The following is a 19,306-nucleotide window of genomic DNA, read 5'->3' as shown; positions in this document are numbered from 1 at the left end:
GAGCTCGGTCACCTGCCCAACAGTAGCCCGCTCGTCGGAACCCCGGTACCTGCCGTGACCAGCACGTGCTCGACGTTCGCGGCTTTCGTGAGCCTGGTGGTCCTTCGACCCCCTCTATGGGGTCGGCAGGAGCCTTCTCACTTGATGCGCGGACAGCGCATTCGTGTAGTTGTGAACGTCATCGACGATCGGCAGCGCGATCGGCTGCTCGCTGGCCAGTTCGCTACCGCGCAGGGCGATGCCGCCCAGAGCGGTGCCGCGCTCGCGACCCAGCAGTGCCACTGGCTTCAGGGCAGACTGCTGCCACATGGCCGGAGCGGACGCGGGCGTGCAGAAGCCCTCGGACACGAGGAGGCCGAGCGCGCGCGAAGTCATGTTGAGCTTCACAACTGCCACCTCCTCCAAGAGAGCTCTGCTTCGAGAGCTAGTAGTAGTTCTTCTTCCCCAGACGGGTCCTCCGGACCCGGCATGAGCAGGTTATGACCCCGTCCCACGGGCTCGCAACCTATTTAACGAAACTTGTCCCGATCAGGTGGCGGAGTACCCGACACCGGCCCGGACCAGCCCCAACACGTCGTCACCGAACTTATCAAGCTTCGAGGCACCGATGCCCGAGATCGCGACAAGTCCGGCCGAATCCGTGGGTCGCTGCTCCGCGATCGCCATCAGCGTGGCGTCGGTGAAGACGACGTACGCGGGCACCTTGAGCTCCCGCGCCCGCCCGGCCCGCCACTGACGCAGCGACTCGAGCAGCTCTTCGTCCACATCGGACGGACAGGACCGGCATCGGCCGAGCTTGACGGCCTGCGCCTCGACCAGGGTCGACGCGCACACCCGGCAGGTCGGCTTCTCCTTCTTCATCAGAGGAGGCCGCTGGGCGCCACCAGATACTCGGGCGGCCGGGTGGTTCTCGGGCACGAGGCTGTAGAGGAACCGCGACCGGCGCCGGTACTTACGCCCACCAGCGGCACGCGACAGCGCCCACGACAGCCAGAGGTGCTCACGCGCGCGCGTCACGCCTACATACAGAAGGCGGCGTTCTTCTTCGATCTTCGCGTCGTCGCCGTCGGCGTACTGGATCGGCATCGTGCCCTCGACCAGCCCGACGAGGAACACGGCGTCCCACTCCAGGCCCTTCGACGCGTGCAGCGACGCGAGTGTCACGCCCTCGACGGTCGGCGGGTGCTGCGCCTCCGCCCGCGCGTCCAGCTCCAGGCAGAACCGCGGCAGGTCGGCACCCGGCACCGCCGCCACGAACTCCTCGGCGAGCTCGACCAGCGCGAGCAGCGACTCCCAGCGTTCCCGCGCGGAGCCACCGGTCGGCGGTTCGTCCGTGAGCCCGACCTTGCCGAGCGCGGAACGGACGACCTCGGGCAGCGACCCGTCACGATCCCCCGCCGCCCGCAACGTGATCATGGCCTGGCGCACCTCGGTGCGCTCGAAGAACCGCTCGCCGCCGCGCACCAGGTACGGGATGCCGAGCGACGCGAGCGCCTGCTCGTACACCTCGGACTGCGCGTTGACCCGGTAGAGGATCGCGATCTCGGAAGCCGCGACGCCCTCGTCGAGCAGCGTCTTGATGCGCCGCGCGACCGCGTCGGCCTCGGCGGGCTCGTCGTCGAACTCGTGGAACCTCGGCGCGGGACCCTCCGGCCGCTGCCCGATCAGCTTCAGCCGCGAGCCGGCCGGACGCCCGCGCGCCCACTTGATCACGTCGTTGGCCAGTGCGACGACCTGGGGCGTCGACCGGTAGTCGCGTTCCAGCCGCACGACGACGGCCTCGGGGAACCGGCGCGCGAAGTTGAGCAGCGGCTGCGGCGAGGCACCGGCGAAGGAGTAGATGGTCTGGTTCGCGTCGCCGACCACGGTCAGGTCGTCGCGGCCGCCGAGCCACGCGTCGAGCACGCGCTGCTGCAGCGGCGTCACGTCCTGGTACTCGTCGACGACGAAGCAGCGGTAGCGGTCGCGGAACTCCTGCGCGACCTCCAGGTTGTCCTCCAACGCGGCGGCGGTGTGCAGCAGCAGGTCGTCGAAGTCGAGCAGCTGCGCCTCGTTCTTGAGCTGCTCGTACATCGCGTAGAGCTTCATGATCTGCTCGGCGGGCGCGGGGATGTCGCGCGCGGCCCGGGAGGCGGCCGCCGGGTACGCGTCCGGCGTGAGCAGCGACGACTTCGCCCACTCGATCTCACCGGTGAGGTCGCGCAGCGCGTCGGCCTCGGTCGGCATCCCCAGCCTCGACGCGGCGCGGCCGACGACGCGGATCTTCTGGTCGATCAGGTCCCAGCGCGGACCACCGACGACCCGCGGCCAGAAATAGCGCAGCTGGCGGGACGCAGCAGCGTGGAACGTCACGGCCTGTGCGCCGTGCACGTCCAATGAACGCAGGCGGGTGCGCATCTCCCCCGCGGCGCGCTTGGTGAACGTGACGGCGAGGACCTGCGTCGGAGCGACGTGACCGCGTTGGCACAGATAGGCGATGCGGTGCGTGATCGTGCGCGTTTTTCCGGTGCCGGCGCCCGCGAGCACGCACACCGGGCCGCGCGGTGCTTCCACCGCTGCGCGCTGTTCCGGATCTAGACCCTCCAGCAACGCCTCCATGCCCGGCAGTCTCGCAGATGGGCCTCCCGCGCAACGCAAGCCTCGCGCTGTGTCCGATTTTTCCGGGGACGTATCCTGTGCGTATGGCAGGTAAGCAGGACAAGGCGGCGGCGAAGGAAGCGGCGAAGGTTCGCCGCGCGGCTTCACGCGAACGGCGCAAGCAGATCTTCGAGGCGTTCAAGATGCAGCGCCGCGAGGACAAGGCGCTGATCCCGCTGATGCTGGGGGCTCTCCTCGGTGTCACCGCGATCGCCGTGGTCCTGGGCCTGGTCTTCCACGCGGTCTGGATGTTCGTGCCGCTGGGCGTCGCCATCGGCGCGCTGCTGGCCGTGATCATCTTCGGCCGCCGCGTGCAGAGCAACGTCTTCCGCAAGGCCGACGGCCAGCCCGGCGCCGGTGCCTGGGCGCTCGAGAACCTGCGCGGCCGCTGGCGCGTGACGCCGGCCGTCGCGGGCACCACCCAGCTCGACGCCGTGCACCGCGTGCTCGGCCGTCCGGGTGTCGTGCTCGTGGCCGAGGGCGCCCCGCAGCGGGTGAAGCCGCTCCTCGCGCAGGAGAAGAAGCGCATCTCGCGCGTCGTCGGCGACACCCCGATCTACGACTTCATCATCGGCAGCGACGAGGGCCAGGTCCCGCTGAAGAAGCTGCAGTCGAAGCTGATGAAGCTGCCGCGCAACATCACCGTCGCCCAGGTCGACGCGCTGGAGACCCGCCTCGCCGCGCTGTCGAGCCGTGGCGCCGCGCTGCCCAAGGGCCCGATGCCCGCGGGCGCGAAGATGCGCAACGTCCAGCGGGCCATGCGCCGCCGTTAGGGTTTTTACAGCACGAACTCGGTTAGCCTCTCCGATATCCGCCGCCGCGGATGTTCGGAGAGGCTTTCTTCGTCATGTGCGTCGTGTGCGGCGCGGAATGCGCTAATCGTTATTGCTCGAACGCTTGCCGACAGCGCGCCTATCGCAGCCGGTCCAAACAAAGTTCTGTCCCACGCGTTGTCGCGGGCCCGGCGGACAGTTTTCTCGGGCGTGAGGACGAATGGGTGCGTCTCGGCAAGCTCTTGCGCCGCTCCCGGCTCGTGACCCTCGTGGGACCGCCGGGCGTCGGCAAGTCGCGGCTGGCGCGCGAGTTCGCCGCCAAGAGACCGAACGCGCTCGTCGTGCTCGACAACTGCGACCACCACGTCGAAGCGTGCGGCCGCCTCGCGGAACAGCTGCTCAGCGCCGATCCACAGCTTCGTGTCCTGGTCACGAGCCGCGAGCAGCTGCGCATCACCGGCGAGCAGCTGCTGCACGTCGGACCGCTCTTCCCTGCTGATTCGGCGCAGCTCTTCCTCGACCGCTCGTCCGGCCTGACCGCGCGTACCGACGTCATCGACCAGATCTGTGCCCGGCTCGACCGGTCCCCGCTCGCGATCGAGCTCGCGGCCCGTCTCGTACCCGCCTTGCGCCCGGCAGACCTGCTGACGAGGCTCGACCAGCGCCGCCTCGACCTGCTCGCGACCGGCAGTCGCACCGGCCATCCGCGGCACGCGAGCCTGCGGGCGGCGGTGGAGTGGAGCTGGGTGACGCTGACCGAATCCGAACGACGGGTGCTGCGGCAGCTGTCGGTGTACGCGGACGGGTTCGATCTCGACGCAGTGCCGGACGTCGGCGTGACCGCCTCGCTCGTGACGAAGTCCCTGCTCGTGCCACCGGACGAGCACGGCCGTTATCGGATGTTGGCGTCCATCAGGGCTTATGCGTTCGAACGGCTCGTCGAGGCAGGCGAACTCGACGTCGCGTGCGACCGCGCACGGGATCGATTGGCCGTGCTGGCCCACGCGGTGCTGGACCCGGTGTTCACGCCGGCGGCAGCCGTCGGACGCGCCGCGCTGGACCGGGCGAATTTCGCGCAAGCCGCGCGGGTGGCGGCCGAGCAGGGTGACGAACGAGAGCTGCTGTTCGCCACCACACTGGCTTTGTGCTGGGCACAGGCCGGGGACACGGCGCGGGGCCGTCGTCGGTTGAACAACGCGCTGGCTCGTGCGACCGGTTCGCCTCATCGCAGCGTTGCCCTCACGCACGCCGGGTGGCTCGCCGCGTCGGAGGACGACCACGAGGAAGCGCTGGCGTTGTGCACGGCGGCTGTGGACGCAGCAGAGGAGCGCAGCCATCTGGCGAGGGCGCTCAACGCGCTCGCGGGTGTCCATATGGCGCGCGGCGAGTTCGCGGAGGCACGCGCGGCCTACTCAAGGTGTCTTGAGCTGCTGGAACTGCCGTTGGATCGCGCGACCGTGCAGCACAACCTGTCGTGGACCGAGCTGCAGTCCGGCGACGTGACGCGCGCCGAGTGGCTGGTCGGCGAGGCCCTGCCGATCTATCGGGAGGCGGCTGACGCCGGGAAGCTCGCGGCGATCCTGCACACGGCGGGCGCGCTGGCGTTGCGCAGGGACGACGTGGACTCGGCGGAGGAACGGTTCCAGGAGGCGCTCGACAAGGCGCCCGACGAGCACGTTCTCCCCTACGTGCTGCAGGGCCTGGCGATCACGGCGGTCCGCCGGGAGGAGCCGGAGCGGGCGTTGAGGCTGCTCGGCGCGGTGAAGGGCGGTCGCGGCGGGCAGGATCCGTGCTGGCGTCAGGACGTTGCGGACGCGCTGAGCGCTGCGTCTGCCGCTCTCCCCGCCGCGAAGGCACGGGCAGCGCTCCGCGGCGTGCCGCGCGACGATTCGCCGTTGACGCCACGGGAACGCGAAATCGCCGCGATGGTCGCGCGCGGGGACACGAACCGACAGATCGCGAAAAGAATGCAGGTGTCCGAGCGAACCGTCGAGGCGAGGCTGACGCAGATCCGGGCCAAGCTCGGCCTGCGCACCCGCACCCAGATCGCGACGTGGCTGCTCACTCGGAGCGCGTAACGCCTGCGGGTTTTACGACTGCCGCGTTGCATTCGGCACAAATACCTTCGTTTCAGCCGCCAAATCACCGATGAAACGAGGAGCCCTCATGCTCAAGAAGATCGCTGTCACCATCGCCGCGACTGCTGCCCTGTTCACGCTCGGCGCCGGCGCTGCTCTCGCGGACGGCGTTCAGTCCGTCGCCCCTGCCTGCTACCGCGGCTGCGCGGGTCAGTGAGCTAGCGGACCTTGACGACGACGGTGCCTGCCGCCTTGTCGTGCAGGCATCGTCCGTCCGCGTCCCAGACCAGCGCCGGAATCAGCGGGAAGATCAGAATCGTCCGCAGCAGCGCGCGGGGCAGGTGCACGAACGTCTTGCCGTCGACGCGCGCCACCCGCAGCCCGAGCAGCGCGTGCCCCGGCGTGAAGCCGAAGTACGCCACCGCGACGACGGTGATGACGAACCAGGCCAGCAGGCTCCAGTTCTTCGGCAGGTCAGGCCGCGTGAAGACAGCCGCGACACCGGCCGAGAGCAGGAAGTCGACGAAGATGGCGACCGTGCGCCGGCCGATCGAGGCGATGGAGCCCGGCCCCTTCTCGGGGAAGCCGTGGCGCTCGCCGCGCCAGCGCTGCTGCGCACCGTCGTTCGACTCGTCACCGGGCTCCAGCACCGAACGAGGTCCCGACAGCCACGAACCGGTCCACCTGCTCACCCCACCAGAGTAAGCCTGTGAACATCGGGTGAGGACCGGCAGGTCGTCTTGCCCCCTCGGACCGCCCCGTTAACACTGGCGAAACATCGGAGTGACGGACGGGCAACACCACCGACATACGGTCGCTCACGATGACCAGCCGTTGTCCATAGTCAAGGAGTCGACGAGGGTGTTCAAGAATTCCGACGAGGTGCTGAAGTTCATCTCCGACGAGGGCGTCAAGTTCGTCGACGTGCGGTTCAGCGACCTGCCCGGCGTGATGCAGCACTTCACGCTGCCGGCCAAGGCGTTCGACGCCGACGCGATCGAAGAGGGTCTCGCCTTCGACGGCTCCTCCGTGCGCGGCTTCCAGTCGATCCACGAGTCGGACATGCTTTTGCTGCCCGACCTCTACACCGCGCGCCTCGACCCGTTCCGCATCGAGAAGACGCTGATCGTCAACTTCTTCGTGCACGACCCGTTCACGCGTGAGGCGTACAGCCGCGACCCGCGCAACATCGCGCGCAAGGCCGAGCAGTACATCACCGACTCGGGCATCGCCGACACCGCGTACTTCGGTGCCGAGGCCGAGTTCTACATCTTCGACTCGATCCAGTTCGACACCACGGCGAACGGGGCGTTCCACAAGATCGACTCCGAGTCCGGCTGGTGGAACACGGGCCGTGACGAAGAGGGCGGCAACCTCGGCTACAAGGTCAAGTACAAGGGCGGCTACTTCCCCGTCACGCCGACCGACCACTACGCGGACCTGCGCGACCAGATGGTCCTCAACATGGAGGCCAACGGCTTCTCGGTCGAGCGCGCCCACCACGAGGTCGGCACCGCGGGTCAGGCGGAGATCAACTACCGCTTCAACACGCTGCTGCACGCCGCCGACGACCTGATGCTGTTCAAGTACATCATCAAGAACACCGCGTGGCAGGCCGGCAAGACCGTCACCTTCATGCCGAAGCCCCTGTTCGGCGACAACGGCTCGGGCATGCACACCCACCAGTCGCTGTGGAAGGACGGCGCGCCGCTGTTCCACGACGAGAGCGGCTACGCGGGCCTGTCCGACACCGCCCGCCACTACATCGGCGGCATCCTGCACCACGCCCCGTCGCTGCTGGCCTTCACCAACCCGACGGTGAACAGCTACCACCGCCTGGTCCCGGGCTACGAGGCCCCGGTCTCGCTGGTCTACTCCCAGCGCAACCGCTCGGCGTGCGTCCGCATCCCGATCACGGGCAACAACCCGAAGGCCAAGCGCATCGAGTTCCGCTGCCCCGACTCCTCGGGCAACCCGTACCTCGCCTTCTCGGCGATGGTCATGGCGGGCCTCGACGGCGTGAAGAACAAGATCGAGCCCCCGGCCCCGATCGACAAGGACCTCTACGAGCTGCCGCCCGAGGAGGCCCGCGACGTCAAGCAGGTCCCGGCCACGCTGGACGCCGTGCTCGACAACCTCGAGGCCGACCACGAGTTCCTGCTCGAGGGTGGCGTCTTCACGCCGGACGTGATCGACACCTGGATCTCGTACAAGCGGGAGCAGGAGATCGACCCGCTGCGCCTGCGCCCGAACCCCTACGAGTTCGCGCTGTACTACGACGTGTGATCGGTTGAGCTGTGCGCTTGAGGGCCGGGTGACTGCTTCAGTCACCCGGCCCTCAGTCCGTGTAGCTGCCGAACAACGTCGCACTGCACGCCACGCCGTGCGCGCCGGTGATGACCCGGACGTTGGAGACCACGATGCCGGCCTCGGTGCCGGTCGGCAGTCTCATCAGGGCATCACCGTCGATCAGAGGTTCCGAGGACGTTCCCGCGCCGGACCACTGCCACAGGCCGCCGTCCACCGACTCGATCAGGTCCGCGCGGTCCAGCTCGACCGTTCTGCCATCCGCGTAGACGAGCCGGGCCGGCCCCGAGTAGCTGAACATCGCGTCTCCCTGCTTTCCCGACGCTTAGACACACGCACGGCGCGGGCTCGGGGTTCACGTGGTACTGCTTCAGCGTGACGCAGTGGACAGTGCACGGCACCCGCCGGATCTACGACTCGGAGTGGATGAGCGTCGACCTCGACGACGTGGAAATCCCCGATGGCGAACGGTTCGAGCACCACGTCGTCAGGCTGCCGCACCCCTCGACGGCCGTGGTCGTCGTCGAGGGCGAGCACGTCCTGCTGATGTGGCGCCACCGGTTCACCACCGGCGCGTGGGGCTGGGAGGTCCCGGCAGGCCGGCTCGAACAGGACGAAAGTCCGGAGATCGCGGCGATCCGCGAGACCGAGGAAGAAACCGGTTACCGGGTCCAGGTCGAGCCGCTGATCACCATCAACCCCTTGAACGGCATCAGCTCGCACACCACGCACATCTTCGTGGGCACCAACGCGGTCAAGACCGGCGAACACGACCCGGCCGAGGCCGCCGAGGTGAAGTGGGTGCCGCTCAACGAGATCCCCGCGTTCATCCGGAAAGGACTGATTCCGTGCGGGATCACGCTGGCGGCACTCAGCACCTACCTCACGCTGCAGCGGACAACCTAGAGCGGACCTCCATCAGCGCCTCGCCGAGCAGGTTCAGGCCGAGCCAGGAAGCGGGATCCGCGGCGCGCGGGTCGTCGGCGGTCAGGCCGATGCCCCACACGCGGTCCAGTGGGCTCGCCTCCACCAGCACGCGAGAACCCGTTCCCAGCAGGTAGGAGCGCAGAGCGGGATCCTGGCCGAACTTCGCCAGGTTCGCCGCCACCACGATCTCCATCCGCGAAGCAGTCCACAAAGCATCGTCGAACCCGGACACCTCACGCCCCAGCGCCTTGGCCTCGGCCGGGGTGCGGGCAGCGAGCACCCGCGCGGCGACGGCATCGTCCGAGAACAGCAAAGCCTTGCGCCACATCATGTAGTGCTCGGCCGAGGCGAACGTCTGGCCGTCAGCCGCAAAAGAACACGGCCACCACTGCGACAGGCATCCCTTGCCGATGCCGCCGTCGCGCTCGGGCTGATGGCCCCAGAAGAACAAGAAGTCCACGCGAGCACAGTAGGCAAGAACTAGCCGTCGGCTGAAGGGTTTTCGTCCGGTTCCGGCATCTCCGGCTCGCGCCAGGGCTCGGACCGGGTCGGGCCGTTCGCGCGGAGCTCGTTGGCCAGTTCGCGCTTCAGCTCGTCGTCACGTGCGGGGCCGTGCTGATCACTTCCGCGTTGAGTCATGCACGGGGCGTACCCACACGGGCGGCTCGAATCACTTCGGGACCGGGATGCCCGTCACGGTGATCGCGGCGCCGGTGGGCGCGAACTGGCCGGAGATCGAGTTGAACGTCAGCGTGAGGGACTTCACACCCGTGCCGAGCTTCTCGTCGAGGATCACGGTGCCCGACGTCGTGGTGCCCTGGGTGACGAGGCTGTCCCACTTGCTGCTGGACGCCGCGTAGGTGCGCTTCAGATCGTCCAGGACCGCGATGCCGTCCACCGGGAGAGTCATGCGGGCCTGGGAGGCGTTCGTGGCCGTCACGAAGAGCTTCACGCGCCCGTTCGCGGTTTCCACCCGGGTCACCTCGACGGTGAGCATGCCGCGCTGCTGCTTGAAGGAGCCCGTGGTGACCTTGACCTCAGCGGACGGCTCGGTCGTTTCCAGTGCGCCATCAGGGGTTTCGACGCCGTTCGACGTAGTCGTCGTCGCGGTGGCGTTGGGCTGCGCGGCGGAGTTGTCACCACTCAGTGCAAACTGAATCACACCGAGTAACGCGAGCACGCCGACAGCCACACCCGCGATGGCGATCACGGTCTTACCTCGGCGCGTGACCCGACGATGCTGCATGACTTCCCTCGTTCGACCCCCGTGACAAAACACAGCTCCCCCGCTGAGCGCGCCTAGTCTCATCTCGAATGGGTGAAACGTCAATGCGCTAGGGTCCGCCCGTGTCCCAAGATGTCGCCGAATTCACGGCTCCGCAGCTGCTCACCACCCACATCTTCGACTCGGCACCCGATGCGCTGGAAGCGGTTCAGGCCGCTGACGTGCTCGACCTCGGTGTCCGCGTCTACAACCGGCTCGTGCCCGACTCCGAAGACGCCGAGGCGTTGGAGGAGGAGTGGGTGGTCGAGGTCTACACCAGCGCGCCTGCTGTCGACCCCGACTCGGACGAGGACTGAGCAGTTCAGAAAAGTTGGGGGCACCCCGTCAGGAGTGCCCCCAAACCTGAAGATATACATGAAGATTTCAGGCAGTTAGTACGACTTTGCCGCGCACGTGCCCACCTTCGAGCAACTTGTGCGCCTTCACCGCTTCGGTCAACGGGAACGTCTGCTGCACCTCGACGCGCAACGAGCCGGCGGCCACCAGGTCGACGAGCCACTGCGTCTGCTCGGCGTTCGGCCGGGCCCAGGTGTTGATCACGCCGTTCTCCAGCGCCCTCGGTCCGTCCACAATGGACGTCATCTGCGTCCGGTCCCGCACCAGCTGCAACGACTGGTCGAACGCGAGCCCGCCGACGTTGTCGATCACCACGTCGACCTTGCCGTCGCCACCGACCAGCTCCGCCACGGCGTCGACCAGCGCGTCGCCGTACGCGACGGGTTCGGCCCCGAGCGACCGCACGAACTCGTGGTTGCGCGGCGACGCGGTACCGAGCACCCGCGCGGCGCCCAGCTCTCGCGCGATCTGCACCTGAAGATGCCCGACGCCACCCGCGGCGGCGTGCACCAGCACGACGTCGCCGGCGCCCGTGTCGACCGCCTTCAAGGCCTGCAACGCCGTGAGCCCCGCCAGCGGCAGGGCGGCGGCCGTCACGAAGTCCACGTTGGACGGTTTGCGCGCGAGCATCCGGTCCGGAATCGAGACCAGCTCGGCATACGTGCCGAACTGAACGTGGTCCTTGCGCGCGTACGCCAGGATCTCGTCGCCCGGCTTCCACTCGGTCACGCCGATGCCGACCGCCCGCACGACACCGGAGACGTCCCAACCGGGGATCAGCGGCAGGTGGTGCGGCATCAGGCCCTGCAGGTACCCGGCTCTGATCTTGAAGTCCACCGGGTTCACCCCGGCCGCCCTCACCTCCACCAGGACCTGGTCAGGCCCGAGCAGCGGGTCGGGCAGCTCCTGCCACGACATGACGTCGGCGTCGCCGAACTGGGTAAACGCGATCGCTTTCACAGTTCCTCACCGTAGAAGACTCGTTCCGCCACCGCACGCGCACGGCGGGTCGTACGGCGATACTCCTCCAGGAACACTCCCGGATCGCCACCGGGCGGATACCCCATCACGGAAGCGACCGCCACCAGATCGCGGCCGGACGTCGGCAGCTGGTCGGAAGCCTTGCCCCGCACCAACGTCACGGCGTTTCGCGCGTGCGTCGCGAGGTTCCAGGCAGCGGTCAACGCGGCCGCGTCGTCAGCGGCCAGCAGACCTGCTGAGACGGCAGCCTCCATCGCGCCCATTGTGGACGGTGTGCGCAGCCCGGGGACGGCACCGGAGTGCTGCAGCTGCAACAACTGCACGGTCCACTCGACATCCGCCAGTCCACCACGGCCGAGCTTCGTGTGCGTGCTCGGATCGGCACCGCGCGGCAGCCTTTCCGCGTCCACCCGTGCCTTGATCCGCCGAATCTCCCGCACCGACGCGGCGTCCAGACCCTCAGCCGGATACCGCAGCGGCTCGATCAACGCCTCGAACTCGGCACCCAGAGCCGCGTCCCCGGCGATGAAACGCGCCCGCAGCAGCGCCTGCTTCTCCCAGATCTCGGCCCACTGACGGTAGTACGCGCGGTACGAGTCGAGAGTCCGCACCAGCGGCCCCTGACGGCCTTCCGGCCGCAGGTCCGCATCGACCTGCAGCGGCGGGTCCTGCGACGGCGCGCCCAGAAGCCGTCTGATGTTCTCCACCACGCCGCTCGCCCACTTCGCCGCGTCGGCGTCGGAAACTCCCTCGAGTGGCCGGCACACGAACATAACGTCCGCGTCGGAGCCGTACCCGAGCTCGTGCCCGCCGAGCCGTCCCATGCCGATCACGGCCAACGAGGCGACGGGCTCACCAGCGGCACGCACGGCAGCTTCCAGAGCGCTCTGCAGCACCGCGCCCCACACCTCGGACAACGACACGCACACGGTCTCGATGGGCATGAACCCCAGCAGGTCCGCAGCCGCGACACGCAGCATCTCGTGGCGCCGCAACGACCGCGCGGCCGCAACAGCGCGCGGCAGGTCGTCATACCGGGAAACGGCGCTGCGCAAGGGGTTCCCGATCGAGTGCGGATCCCCTCCGGCCAGCGCGTCGGTGTCCGCGAGCAGCCGCAACACCTCCGGCGCCCGCACCAGCAGATCAGGCACGAACCGGGAAGTGCCCAGCAGCACCGCGAGCCGTTCGACGACCGCGCCCTCGTCCCGCAGAAGCCGCAGGTACCAAGGGGTTTCGGCGAGTGCCTCGGACACCTTCCGGTATGCCAGCAGCCCGCCGTCCGGGTCGGGCGTCAGAGCGAACAGGTCGAGCAGCACCGGCAGCAGAGCGCCCTGGATGCGAGCGCGCCGCGACACCCCGTGCGTCAAGGCCTGGATGTGCCGCAACGCCCCGTCCGGCGAGGTGTAGCCGAGAGCGGCGAGCCGGGCCACGGCCTCCTTGGTCGTGAGCCGCAACGCCTCGGTCGGCACGCCCGCCACGGACTGCAGCAGCGGCCGGTAGAACAGCTTCTCGTGCAGCCGCCGGACCTGGTTGGCGTGCTTGCGGAACTCCGCGAGCAGCACCTGTCCCTCAGAACGCCGGCCATCGGCGTGCAGCCCCACCGAACGCGCGAGCCAGCGCAACGCCGTCGTGTCGTCGTCGGCCGGGAAGAGGTGCGTGCGCAGTAAACGTTGCAGCTGCAGCCGGTGCTCCAACGTGCGCAGGAACCGGTACGAACGCCCGAAGTCCGCCGCGTCGTTGCGCCCGACGTACCCGCCGGTGCCCAGCGCGGCCAGCGCGGCCGTCGTGGCCTGAATGCGCAGGTCCTCGTCAGTACGGCCGTGCACGAGCTGCAGCAGCTGCACCGCGAACTCGACGTCGCGCAGCCCACCGCGGCCCAGCTTGAGCTCGCGATCGGCAAGGCCAGTGGGCACGTGGTCCTCGACGCGGCGGCGCATCGCCTGCACGTCCTCGACGAAGTTCTCGCGCTCGGCGGCCGTCCACACGTACGGCCGCACGACATCGAGGTACGCCTGCCCCAGCTCGGCATCGCCCGCGACCGGCCGCGCCTTGAGCAGCGCCTGGAACTCCCAGGTCCGCGCCCACTTCTGGTAGTACGAGGCGTGCCCGTCGAGCGTCCGCACCAGCGCGCCGGCCTTGCCCTCGGGCCGCAGCGCCGCGTCGACCTCGAAGCACGACTGGCCCGCGATCTGCATCATCGTGCTGGCCAGCCGCGTCGCCACGCCCAGATCGCCCTCGCCGACGAACACGACGTCGACGTCGCTCACGTAGTTCAGCTCATTGGCACCGCACTTGCCCATCGCGATCACCGCGAGCCGGCACCGGTCCGCGCCGTTCACGCGCTCGGCTGCCAGCTTCAGCGACGCCCGCAACGCCGCCACGGCGAGATCCGAGAGCTGTGCGGCCACGGTGTCGTACGGCACGTACGGCAACGACGGCTCGACGACGTGCGCCAGGTCGTTGGCGGCCACGAGCAGCAACTTCGCCCGGTACTCGGTGCGCAGCACGTCGCCGTCGGCAAGCTCCAGCGACACGTCGACCCCGTCGGTCAGCGACCGCCACCGTTCGGGGTTGGCCACCAGGAAGTCGGACAGCGCCGTCGATGACCCGAGCACGGCGAGCAGTCGTCCCCGCACGACCTCGTCCTCGTGCAGCGCTGTCGTCAGGGCATCCCAGTCGGCGACGGCTTGGAGGCGCTCCAAGCCGCGCAACGCGAGGTCCGGGTCGGGGCAGCGGGACAGCGCCGCCAGCACCGGCTCGGACCCTTCCGCGGGGCGGCGGTCAGCCCACAGGCCGAGGCCGCGCAGCATTTCCTCGCTGCGCGGCTCGGTGAGTCCGAATCTTGCTGGTGACGCGGCACGACCGAGTTCGCTCATCAGGAGCCAACCCTAATGCCCTCACATCATCAGAGGATGATCAGTGAGAGCCCGTACAGCACGACCGCGACGCACCCGGCGAAGCTCGCCACCGCGGGCACCTTCTTGTCGTTCGACAGCGCCCGGATGCCGAGCACGAACAGCGTGACCACCAGCAACGTCACCAGCAGCGTGGCGCCGAAGACCTGCAGCAGCGCGTCCCACTTGATCGTCATGCCGCCACCTTGTGCAGTTCTGCCTGAGCGGCCACCTCGTCGACGATGTGCTCGGGCTTGACCGGCTCGCGCCGCGACAGGATCCAGATGCCGATCGCCACCGCGCCACCGATCACGGCGACGCCGATGATGCCCGTGGTGCCGCTGGACGCCCACTTGCCCGCGATCGCGCCGACGATGCCGGCGGCGGGCAGCGTGAACAGCCACCCAGCGGCCATCTTGCCCATCGTTCCCCAGTTGACTCCGCGCCGGTCGCGACCGAGGCCGGAGCCCATGATGCCGCCCGACGCGACGTGCGTGGTCGACAGCGCGAAGCCGAGGTGCGACGACGCGAGGATCGCGGTCGCGGTCGAGGTCTGCGCGGCGAAGCCCTGCGCGGGCTCGATGGTCGTCAGGCCGCGGCCCAGCGTGTGGGTGATGCGCCAGCCGCCGAGGTAGGTGCCGAGCGCGATCGCCAGACCGGCGCTGATGATCACCCAGACCGGCGGCGCGGAGCCGGGGGCGAGCGAGCCGGACGTGATCAGCGCCAGCGTGATGATGCCCATGGTCTTCTGCGCGTCGTTGGTGCCGTGCGCGAGCGAGACCAGCGACGCCGACGCGACCTGACCGATCTTGAACCCGGTGTGCGACACCCGCGGGTCGGTGGACTTCTTGAGCCGGTAGACGACGATCGTGGCGAGCGCCGCGACCACGCCCGCGACCAGCGGTGCGACCACCGCGGGCACCAGCACCTTGTCGACGACCTTGGCGAAGTGGATGGAGTCCACTCCGGACGCGACCCAAGCCGCGCCGATCAGGCCGCCGAACAGGGCGTGCGACGAGCTCGAGGGCAGTCCCGCGTACCACGTCACGAGGTTCCACATGATCGCGCCGACCAGCCCGCCGAAGATGATCGCGGGCGTGATCTTGGCGTCGTCCACGATCCCGCCGGAGATGGTCTTGGCCACCTCGACGGACAGGAACGCGCCGACGAGGTTGAGCACCGCCGACAACGCGACCGCCGTGCGGGGCTTCAGCGCACCCGTGGCGATGGAGGTGGCCATGGCGTTGGCCGTGTCGTGGAACCCGTTGGTGAAGTCGAAGATGAGAGCAGTGACAACGACGATGATCACTACAAGAGCGGGATCCACACTGATCCTCCGGCTGGATCGAACAAGGTGCTCGATGATGACGGTACCGGGTACTCAGGATGCCCTATAACCTACGAAAGTAACGTCACACCAAGGGAAGTTGTGTGCCCAAACACCCCGCGGGCGACAGTTCTCCCCGCACCAGCTTGGCGAATCTGGCGACGAACGGCTGCCACACCTCTTCGAAGTCGCGGTGCGCCTCCTCGAGGAAGTCCTGGTCGAAGTGGTGCGGCCGCGCACAGGCCGCCGACTCAGGATCTTTACCCGCCCAGTTCAAGACGATTTCCGGGGTCGTCTCGATGTGGAACTGCAGGCCGTAGGCGCATGCACCGACCCGAAACGCCTGATTCGGATATTTGGGAGACGCCGCGAGATGTTCCGCGCCGGGCGGCAGCAGGTGTACCTCGTCGCTGTGGAACTGCAGCACGTCAGGCGTGAAGGGCAGGTCGGCGAACAACGGGTCGGTACCGGCCGCGTCCCGCTTCGCCACCAGCAGCACCCCGACCTCCGGCCCCTGCGGACCCTTCCGGACCTGCCCGCCGGTCGCGGCCGCGAGCAGCTGCGCACCGAGGCAGATCGCGAGCGTCGGCAGTCGTTTCGCGACGGCGCTGCTCAGCAGCTTCCGGACGTCCGCCAGCCACGGGTGCTGGAGGTCGTCGAGCGCGCCCATCTCGCCGCCGAGGCAGATCACGCCCTGGTAGCCGTCGAGGCTTTCCGGCGCGGGCTCGTCCTGCAGCGACACGAGCTGGAGCTCGATGCCGTCGGCTTCCAGCCAGTCGCCCAGCTTCGCCAGCGGGTCTTGCTGGGAGGGCTGCAGGACGAGCAAACGCGGTGCGGTCACGGACGTGAGCCTATGTCGGCTTGACTCAGCAATGACACGCGACCTTAGAAACACCCGCCTCCCCCACCTCGACCGGATAACCCGCCGCGCGCCATGCCGTGATCCCTCCGGCGAGCCTCTTCACCCGGAACCCGCGCTGGGCGAGTGCGAGCGCGCCCTTGGTCGCGGCGTTGCACTGGAAGCTCTCGCAGTAACAGACGTAGACCAGGTCCGGGTCGAGGTTCGCGAGGAGTTCGGGCTGTTCGGGCAGGTCGCGGTAGGGCAGGTTGATCGCGCCGGGAATGCGGGCCTGGGCGAACGCCTCCGCACTTCTGGTCTCAACGAGGACGTACCCGCTCATGTCGCCGGCCTGCAGGTCGCGGTGGACGTCGTCTGGGTCGGCTTCGAATGCGAGCTCGGCCGCGAAGAACTGCGCCGCGATAGTCGGGTCGGCGGCGGGGAATCTCAGTGCGTTGGTCATGCCTTTGATCTTTGGTGTCCGGCTCCCGTTTGGGCATGCGGAAGTCCAGGCGTTCGCGCCCTTCTACCTATGATTTCCAGGTGGAACTCGACGCGGTGGACTGGAAGATCCTGACCTTGCTGCAGGCCGACGGGCGCCTGTCGTTCACCGCGCTCGGCCGCGAGGTGTCGCTGTCCGCGCCGGCCGTGACCGAACGCGTGCGCCGCCTGGAGTCGCTCGGCGTCATCACGGGCTTCGTCGCGGTGGTCTCACCAGCGCGGATCGGGCTGCCGATCGAGTCGATCGTGCGCGTACGGGTCCGCTCACTGGACACGCCGCGGTTCCGCTCGCAGGTGCTGGCACTGCCGCAGATCCTCGACGCCGACCACGTGACCGGAGATGACTGCTGGCTGCTGCGCGTCGTCTGCCGGTCGATGGCCGAACTGGAGGAACTCGTCGAGGTGATGCAGCGCTACGGCGACACCACCACCTCGCTCGTCTTCTCCTCACACGTCCGCAACCGCCCGCTCACACCCGCGCTCTTCACTCACACGAGTGACTGATGTCCGGATCCGTGCCTGGGCTCGTCTAGTAGATGTCCTGATTTCATGGTCATCCGCCTCCGCGAGAGACGGAAGCGCGCGACAGGAGCCCCTGGGTTGCAGCCACCCAGCACGGTCACCTCACCACTTGTACTCGGACCAGTCCGAGACGGGCCGGAACCCGATGCCCTGGTAGACGGAGTTCGCCGTCGGGTTCGCCAGGTCCGCCGTCAGCACGACGTGCTCGGTGCCCTCCTGGTACGCCCACTGGCTGACGGCCGCGGTGGCCGCGGCCCCGTAACCGTGCCGGCGGTGCTCGGGCGGGGTGTAGACCGGACCGACCCGGGACATCCCGGCGACCGGTTCGGTGCTGGCCGCCCACGAGACCGGCTCGCCGTCGACGAGCCAGATGACGTGCCCGGCCGGCATCTGGCGGCTGCCGCGCATGACCTTCTCCGCTTCGGCTCGCTCGAGCTCGTCGAGCTCCGCGATGAACCGCACCCACCACTCGGTGATCAGGTCGTCGTCCTCGGCGGTCGTGAGGCGGGACTCGCCCGGCACCTCGGGAACGACGAGGTCCTCCAGGCGGTAGAGCCGGAGCCGGTAGGTCTCGTGCCCGCCGTCGCGCCACAGGCTGCGGAACGCCTCCACACGATCGACCGGTCCGGTGACGGCGTCGATCGGTTGTCCGCGCAGGACGTCCGCGACGAGCGGTGCCGCGGCGGGTGGCATCGCGGCGACGTGGAGCGGGCGGTCCTGCATTCGGGTGGCGGCACCTACGAGAGTTCCGTTGTCGTGCAACGAGATCAACGCCGCCGGTGGCCGGAGCCCGCGCAGCGCGGCGTCCACAGTGGTCAGATGCACGCTGTGGTGCACGGGGTCGGCGTTGAGCAGGTCGCCGGCCACCGCGAGGAAGTCTTCGAGGTTGTCGTAGGTCAGTGCTTCCACCAGAACTCCGCCCAGTCGTCGAGTGGTTGGTAGCCGATCCGTTGGTAGATCGAGTTCGAGATCGGATTCGTCAGGTCGGCGAAGAGCAGGACGTCGGCGGCGCCCTGGTCCAGTGCCCACCGGCTGACCGCCGCGCTGACAGCGGCGCCGTAACCGCGCTTGCGGTGCTCGGGCGGCGTGTAGACGGGGCCGACCCTGGTCATGCCCGCGTGCGGAAGGCTCGCTGCGGCCCAGGCGACCGGTGTGCCGTCGACCTCCCAGAGAACGTGGCCGTTGCCGAGCCGCAGTGAGCTGCGCATGGCCTCGGTCACTCCTTCGTTCGGCGCTTCGGGCACGGCTTCGCGGAGGAACGCACCGCGCCAGGCGCCGAGGAGCTCGACGTCGTCCTCGGTGGCCATGCGACCGGAACCCTCCACGGTCGGAGGGGCCAGCGTGCCGAGGCGGTAGAGCCTGGTGGTCAGGGATTCGGTGAAGTTCTCGCCGGTCGCTGTGGCGAAGGCCGCAGACCTTTCCCGCGGGCCGGTGACTCCGGGAGCGCCCGGATCGACCTCGTTGATGGTCCGCACCGCCAAATCCACCGCTTCGAGTGGAAGGTCTGCCGCTTGGAACGGCCACGGCGGCGTGCGAATCAGTGAGCCGACCACTTCGCCGTTGTCGTGGAACGTGATCAGGACCGGCGGATGTTCGGTGGCAGGCAGCCGGCGTACGCGGTCGAGCGAGGTCAGCGCGATCGTGTTCCGCACCGGATCGGCTGCCAGCCGATCGTGGGTGGCGGCGTCGAACGACGCCAGATCTGTGTGCACGACCGCGTCCATGCGTTCATCAGATCAGGCCGGGCAAGCGAAATTCTGCGCGCAAACCGCCCCTGGACATGCAGAAGACCCCTGAGGGGAGCACCGAAGTGCTCGACCCTCAGGGGTCTTCTGAAAGATTGTCCGGCGGCGACCTACTCTCCCACACCGTAACCAGTGCAGTACCATCGGCGCAGAAG

At 68.6% G+C, this 19,306-nt stretch carries 22 protein-coding genes; 7 read left to right on the top strand and 15 right to left on the bottom strand.

The window, feature by feature from the left end; genetic code table 11:
* Window positions 1–114: 114 nt before the first annotated feature.
* Both ABZX92_RS38780 and ABZX92_RS38775 read right to left on the bottom strand, forming a co-directional pair.
* A complete protein-coding gene (locus tag ABZX92_RS38780) occupies window positions 115–387 on the bottom strand; it encodes a hypothetical protein (RefSeq protein ID WP_355570463.1) in 273 nt (90 codons plus the stop codon).
* Between the two features lie 141 nt (window positions 388–528).
* A complete protein-coding gene (locus ABZX92_RS38775) occupies window positions 529–2,598 on the bottom strand; it encodes an ATP-dependent DNA helicase UvrD2 (RefSeq protein WP_355570462.1) in 2,070 nt (689 codons plus the stop codon).
* 83 nt (window positions 2,599–2,681) lie between these two features.
* Between ABZX92_RS38775 and ABZX92_RS38770 the strand changes: the two genes are divergently transcribed.
* The 3 genes from ABZX92_RS38770 (at window position 2,682) to ABZX92_RS38760 (ending at window position 5,705) form a co-directional block, all read left to right on the top strand.
* Window positions 2,682–3,410 (top strand): DUF4191 domain-containing protein, encoded by a 729-nt coding sequence (locus ABZX92_RS38770; RefSeq protein WP_355570461.1) that lies wholly within the window; start codon window positions 2,682–2,684, stop codon window positions 3,408–3,410.
* 50 nt (window positions 3,411–3,460) lie between these two features.
* A complete protein-coding gene (locus ABZX92_RS38765) occupies window positions 3,461–5,488 on the top strand; it encodes a tetratricopeptide repeat protein (protein WP_355570460.1) in 2,028 nt (675 codons plus the stop codon).
* An 88-nt stretch (window positions 5,489–5,576) separates the two neighbouring features.
* Window positions 5,577–5,705 carry a hypothetical protein gene (locus ABZX92_RS38760; RefSeq protein WP_355570459.1) on the top strand — a complete coding sequence of 43 codons (129 nt, stop codon included), beginning with the start codon at window positions 5,577–5,579 and terminating at the stop codon, window positions 5,703–5,705.
* 1 nt (window position 5,706) lies between these two features.
* Here ABZX92_RS38760 and ABZX92_RS38755 read toward each other — a convergent pair whose 3' ends face one another.
* Window positions 5,707–6,180 (bottom strand): RDD family protein, encoded by a 474-nt coding sequence (locus ABZX92_RS38755; protein ID WP_355570458.1) that lies wholly within the window; start codon window positions 6,178–6,180, stop codon window positions 5,707–5,709.
* A 169-nt stretch (window positions 6,181–6,349) separates the two neighbouring features.
* Between ABZX92_RS38755 and glnA the strand changes: the two genes are divergently transcribed.
* Window positions 6,350–7,774 (top strand): type I glutamate--ammonia ligase, encoded by a 1,425-nt coding sequence (glnA, locus tag ABZX92_RS38750; protein ID WP_355570457.1) that lies wholly within the window; start codon window positions 6,350–6,352, stop codon window positions 7,772–7,774.
* A 52-nt stretch (window positions 7,775–7,826) separates the two neighbouring features.
* On the opposite strand, the gene ABZX92_RS38745 is transcribed toward glnA, so the two are convergent.
* Entirely contained in the window at window positions 7,827–8,096 is a 270-nt protein-coding gene (locus tag ABZX92_RS38745; RefSeq protein ID WP_355570456.1) for a hypothetical protein, read from the bottom strand.
* A gap of 74 nt (window positions 8,097–8,170) precedes the next feature.
* On the opposite strand from ABZX92_RS38745, the gene ABZX92_RS38740 reads away from it, so the two are divergent.
* Complete coding sequence (locus ABZX92_RS38740; protein WP_355570455.1) at window positions 8,171–8,701, top strand: NUDIX hydrolase; 531 nt, start codon at window positions 8,171–8,173, stop codon at window positions 8,699–8,701.
* On the opposite strand, the gene ABZX92_RS38735 is transcribed toward ABZX92_RS38740, so the two are convergent.
* The 3 genes from ABZX92_RS38735 to ABZX92_RS38725 are packed head-to-tail and all read right to left on the bottom strand — an operon-like array spanning window position 8,679 to window position 9,968.
* Entirely contained in the window at window positions 8,679–9,182 is a 504-nt protein-coding gene (locus tag ABZX92_RS38735) for an NADAR family protein (protein ID WP_355570454.1), read from the bottom strand. The genes ABZX92_RS38740 and ABZX92_RS38735 overlap by 23 nt on opposite strands.
* A 20-nt stretch (window positions 9,183–9,202) precedes the next feature.
* Complete coding sequence (locus tag ABZX92_RS38730; RefSeq protein WP_355570453.1) at window positions 9,203–9,361, bottom strand: hypothetical protein; 159 nt, start codon at window positions 9,359–9,361, stop codon at window positions 9,203–9,205.
* A gap of 31 nt (window positions 9,362–9,392) precedes the next feature.
* The gene (locus tag ABZX92_RS38725; protein WP_355570452.1) at window positions 9,393–9,968 is read right to left on the bottom strand and encodes a hypothetical protein; all 576 of its coding nucleotides are present in this window, start codon (window positions 9,966–9,968) and stop codon (window positions 9,393–9,395) included.
* A gap of 101 nt (window positions 9,969–10,069) precedes the next feature.
* Here ABZX92_RS38725 and ABZX92_RS38720 point away from each other — a divergent pair, with 101 nt between their 5' ends.
* Window positions 10,070–10,303, top strand: a complete 234-nt coding sequence (locus ABZX92_RS38720; protein ID WP_355570451.1) for a hypothetical protein — start codon at window positions 10,070–10,072, stop codon at window positions 10,301–10,303.
* 67 nt (window positions 10,304–10,370) lie between these two features.
* Here ABZX92_RS38720 and ABZX92_RS38715 read toward each other — a convergent pair whose 3' ends face one another.
* The 6 genes from ABZX92_RS38715 to ABZX92_RS38690 form a co-directional block, all read right to left on the bottom strand.
* Window positions 10,371–11,303, bottom strand: a complete 933-nt coding sequence (locus ABZX92_RS38715; protein ID WP_355570450.1) for an NADP-dependent oxidoreductase — start codon at window positions 11,301–11,303, stop codon at window positions 10,371–10,373.
* Window positions 11,300–14,200, bottom strand: coding sequence for a bifunctional [glutamine synthetase] adenylyltransferase/[glutamine synthetase]-adenylyl-L-tyrosine phosphorylase (locus ABZX92_RS38710; protein ID WP_355570449.1), 2,901 nt, complete (start codon window positions 14,198–14,200; stop codon window positions 11,300–11,302). Before ABZX92_RS38710 ends, ABZX92_RS38715 begins: the two co-directional genes overlap by 4 nt.
* A gap of 29 nt (window positions 14,201–14,229) precedes the next feature.
* A complete protein-coding gene (locus ABZX92_RS38705) occupies window positions 14,230–14,415 on the bottom strand; it encodes a hypothetical protein (RefSeq protein ID WP_355570448.1) in 186 nt (61 codons plus the stop codon).
* On the bottom strand, window positions 14,412–15,545 hold the full coding sequence (locus ABZX92_RS38700) for an inorganic phosphate transporter (RefSeq protein ID WP_355570447.1): 1,134 nt from the start codon (window positions 15,543–15,545) through the stop codon (window positions 14,412–14,414). The genes ABZX92_RS38705 and ABZX92_RS38700 overlap by 4 nt, the downstream gene beginning before the upstream one ends.
* 85 nt (window positions 15,546–15,630) lie before the next feature.
* The gene (locus ABZX92_RS38695) at window positions 15,631–16,386 is read right to left on the bottom strand and encodes a type 1 glutamine amidotransferase (RefSeq protein ID WP_355570446.1); all 756 of its coding nucleotides are present in this window, start codon (window positions 16,384–16,386) and stop codon (window positions 15,631–15,633) included.
* Between the two features lie 25 nt (window positions 16,387–16,411).
* Window positions 16,412–16,846: a rhodanese-like domain-containing protein gene (locus tag ABZX92_RS38690; protein WP_355570445.1), complete on the bottom strand. Its 435-nt coding sequence runs from the start codon at window positions 16,844–16,846 to the stop codon at window positions 16,412–16,414.
* 80 nt (window positions 16,847–16,926) lie between these two features.
* Here ABZX92_RS38690 and ABZX92_RS38685 point away from each other — a divergent pair, with 80 nt between their 5' ends.
* Window positions 16,927–17,388, top strand: a complete 462-nt coding sequence (locus ABZX92_RS38685; RefSeq protein ID WP_355570444.1) for an Lrp/AsnC family transcriptional regulator — start codon at window positions 16,927–16,929, stop codon at window positions 17,386–17,388.
* A gap of 120 nt (window positions 17,389–17,508) precedes the next feature.
* On the opposite strand, the gene ABZX92_RS38680 is transcribed toward ABZX92_RS38685, so the two are convergent.
* Both ABZX92_RS38680 and ABZX92_RS38675 read right to left on the bottom strand, forming a co-directional pair.
* Window positions 17,509–18,315 (bottom strand): GNAT family N-acetyltransferase, encoded by an 807-nt coding sequence (locus ABZX92_RS38680; protein ID WP_355570443.1) that lies wholly within the window; start codon window positions 18,313–18,315, stop codon window positions 17,509–17,511.
* The gene (locus ABZX92_RS38675; protein ID WP_355570442.1) at window positions 18,303–19,130 is read right to left on the bottom strand and encodes a GNAT family N-acetyltransferase; all 828 of its coding nucleotides are present in this window, start codon (window positions 19,128–19,130) and stop codon (window positions 18,303–18,305) included. Before ABZX92_RS38675 ends, ABZX92_RS38680 begins: the two co-directional genes overlap by 13 nt.
* Between the last annotated feature and the right edge of the window lie 176 nt (window positions 19,131–19,306).

Source organism: Lentzea sp. NPDC006480, from assembly GCF_040611995.1.
Lineage (GTDB): Bacteria > Actinomycetota > Actinomycetes > Mycobacteriales > Pseudonocardiaceae > Lentzea.
Note: the sequence above shows the minus strand (reverse complement) of the source record. Positions and strands in the feature narration are given on the sequence as shown.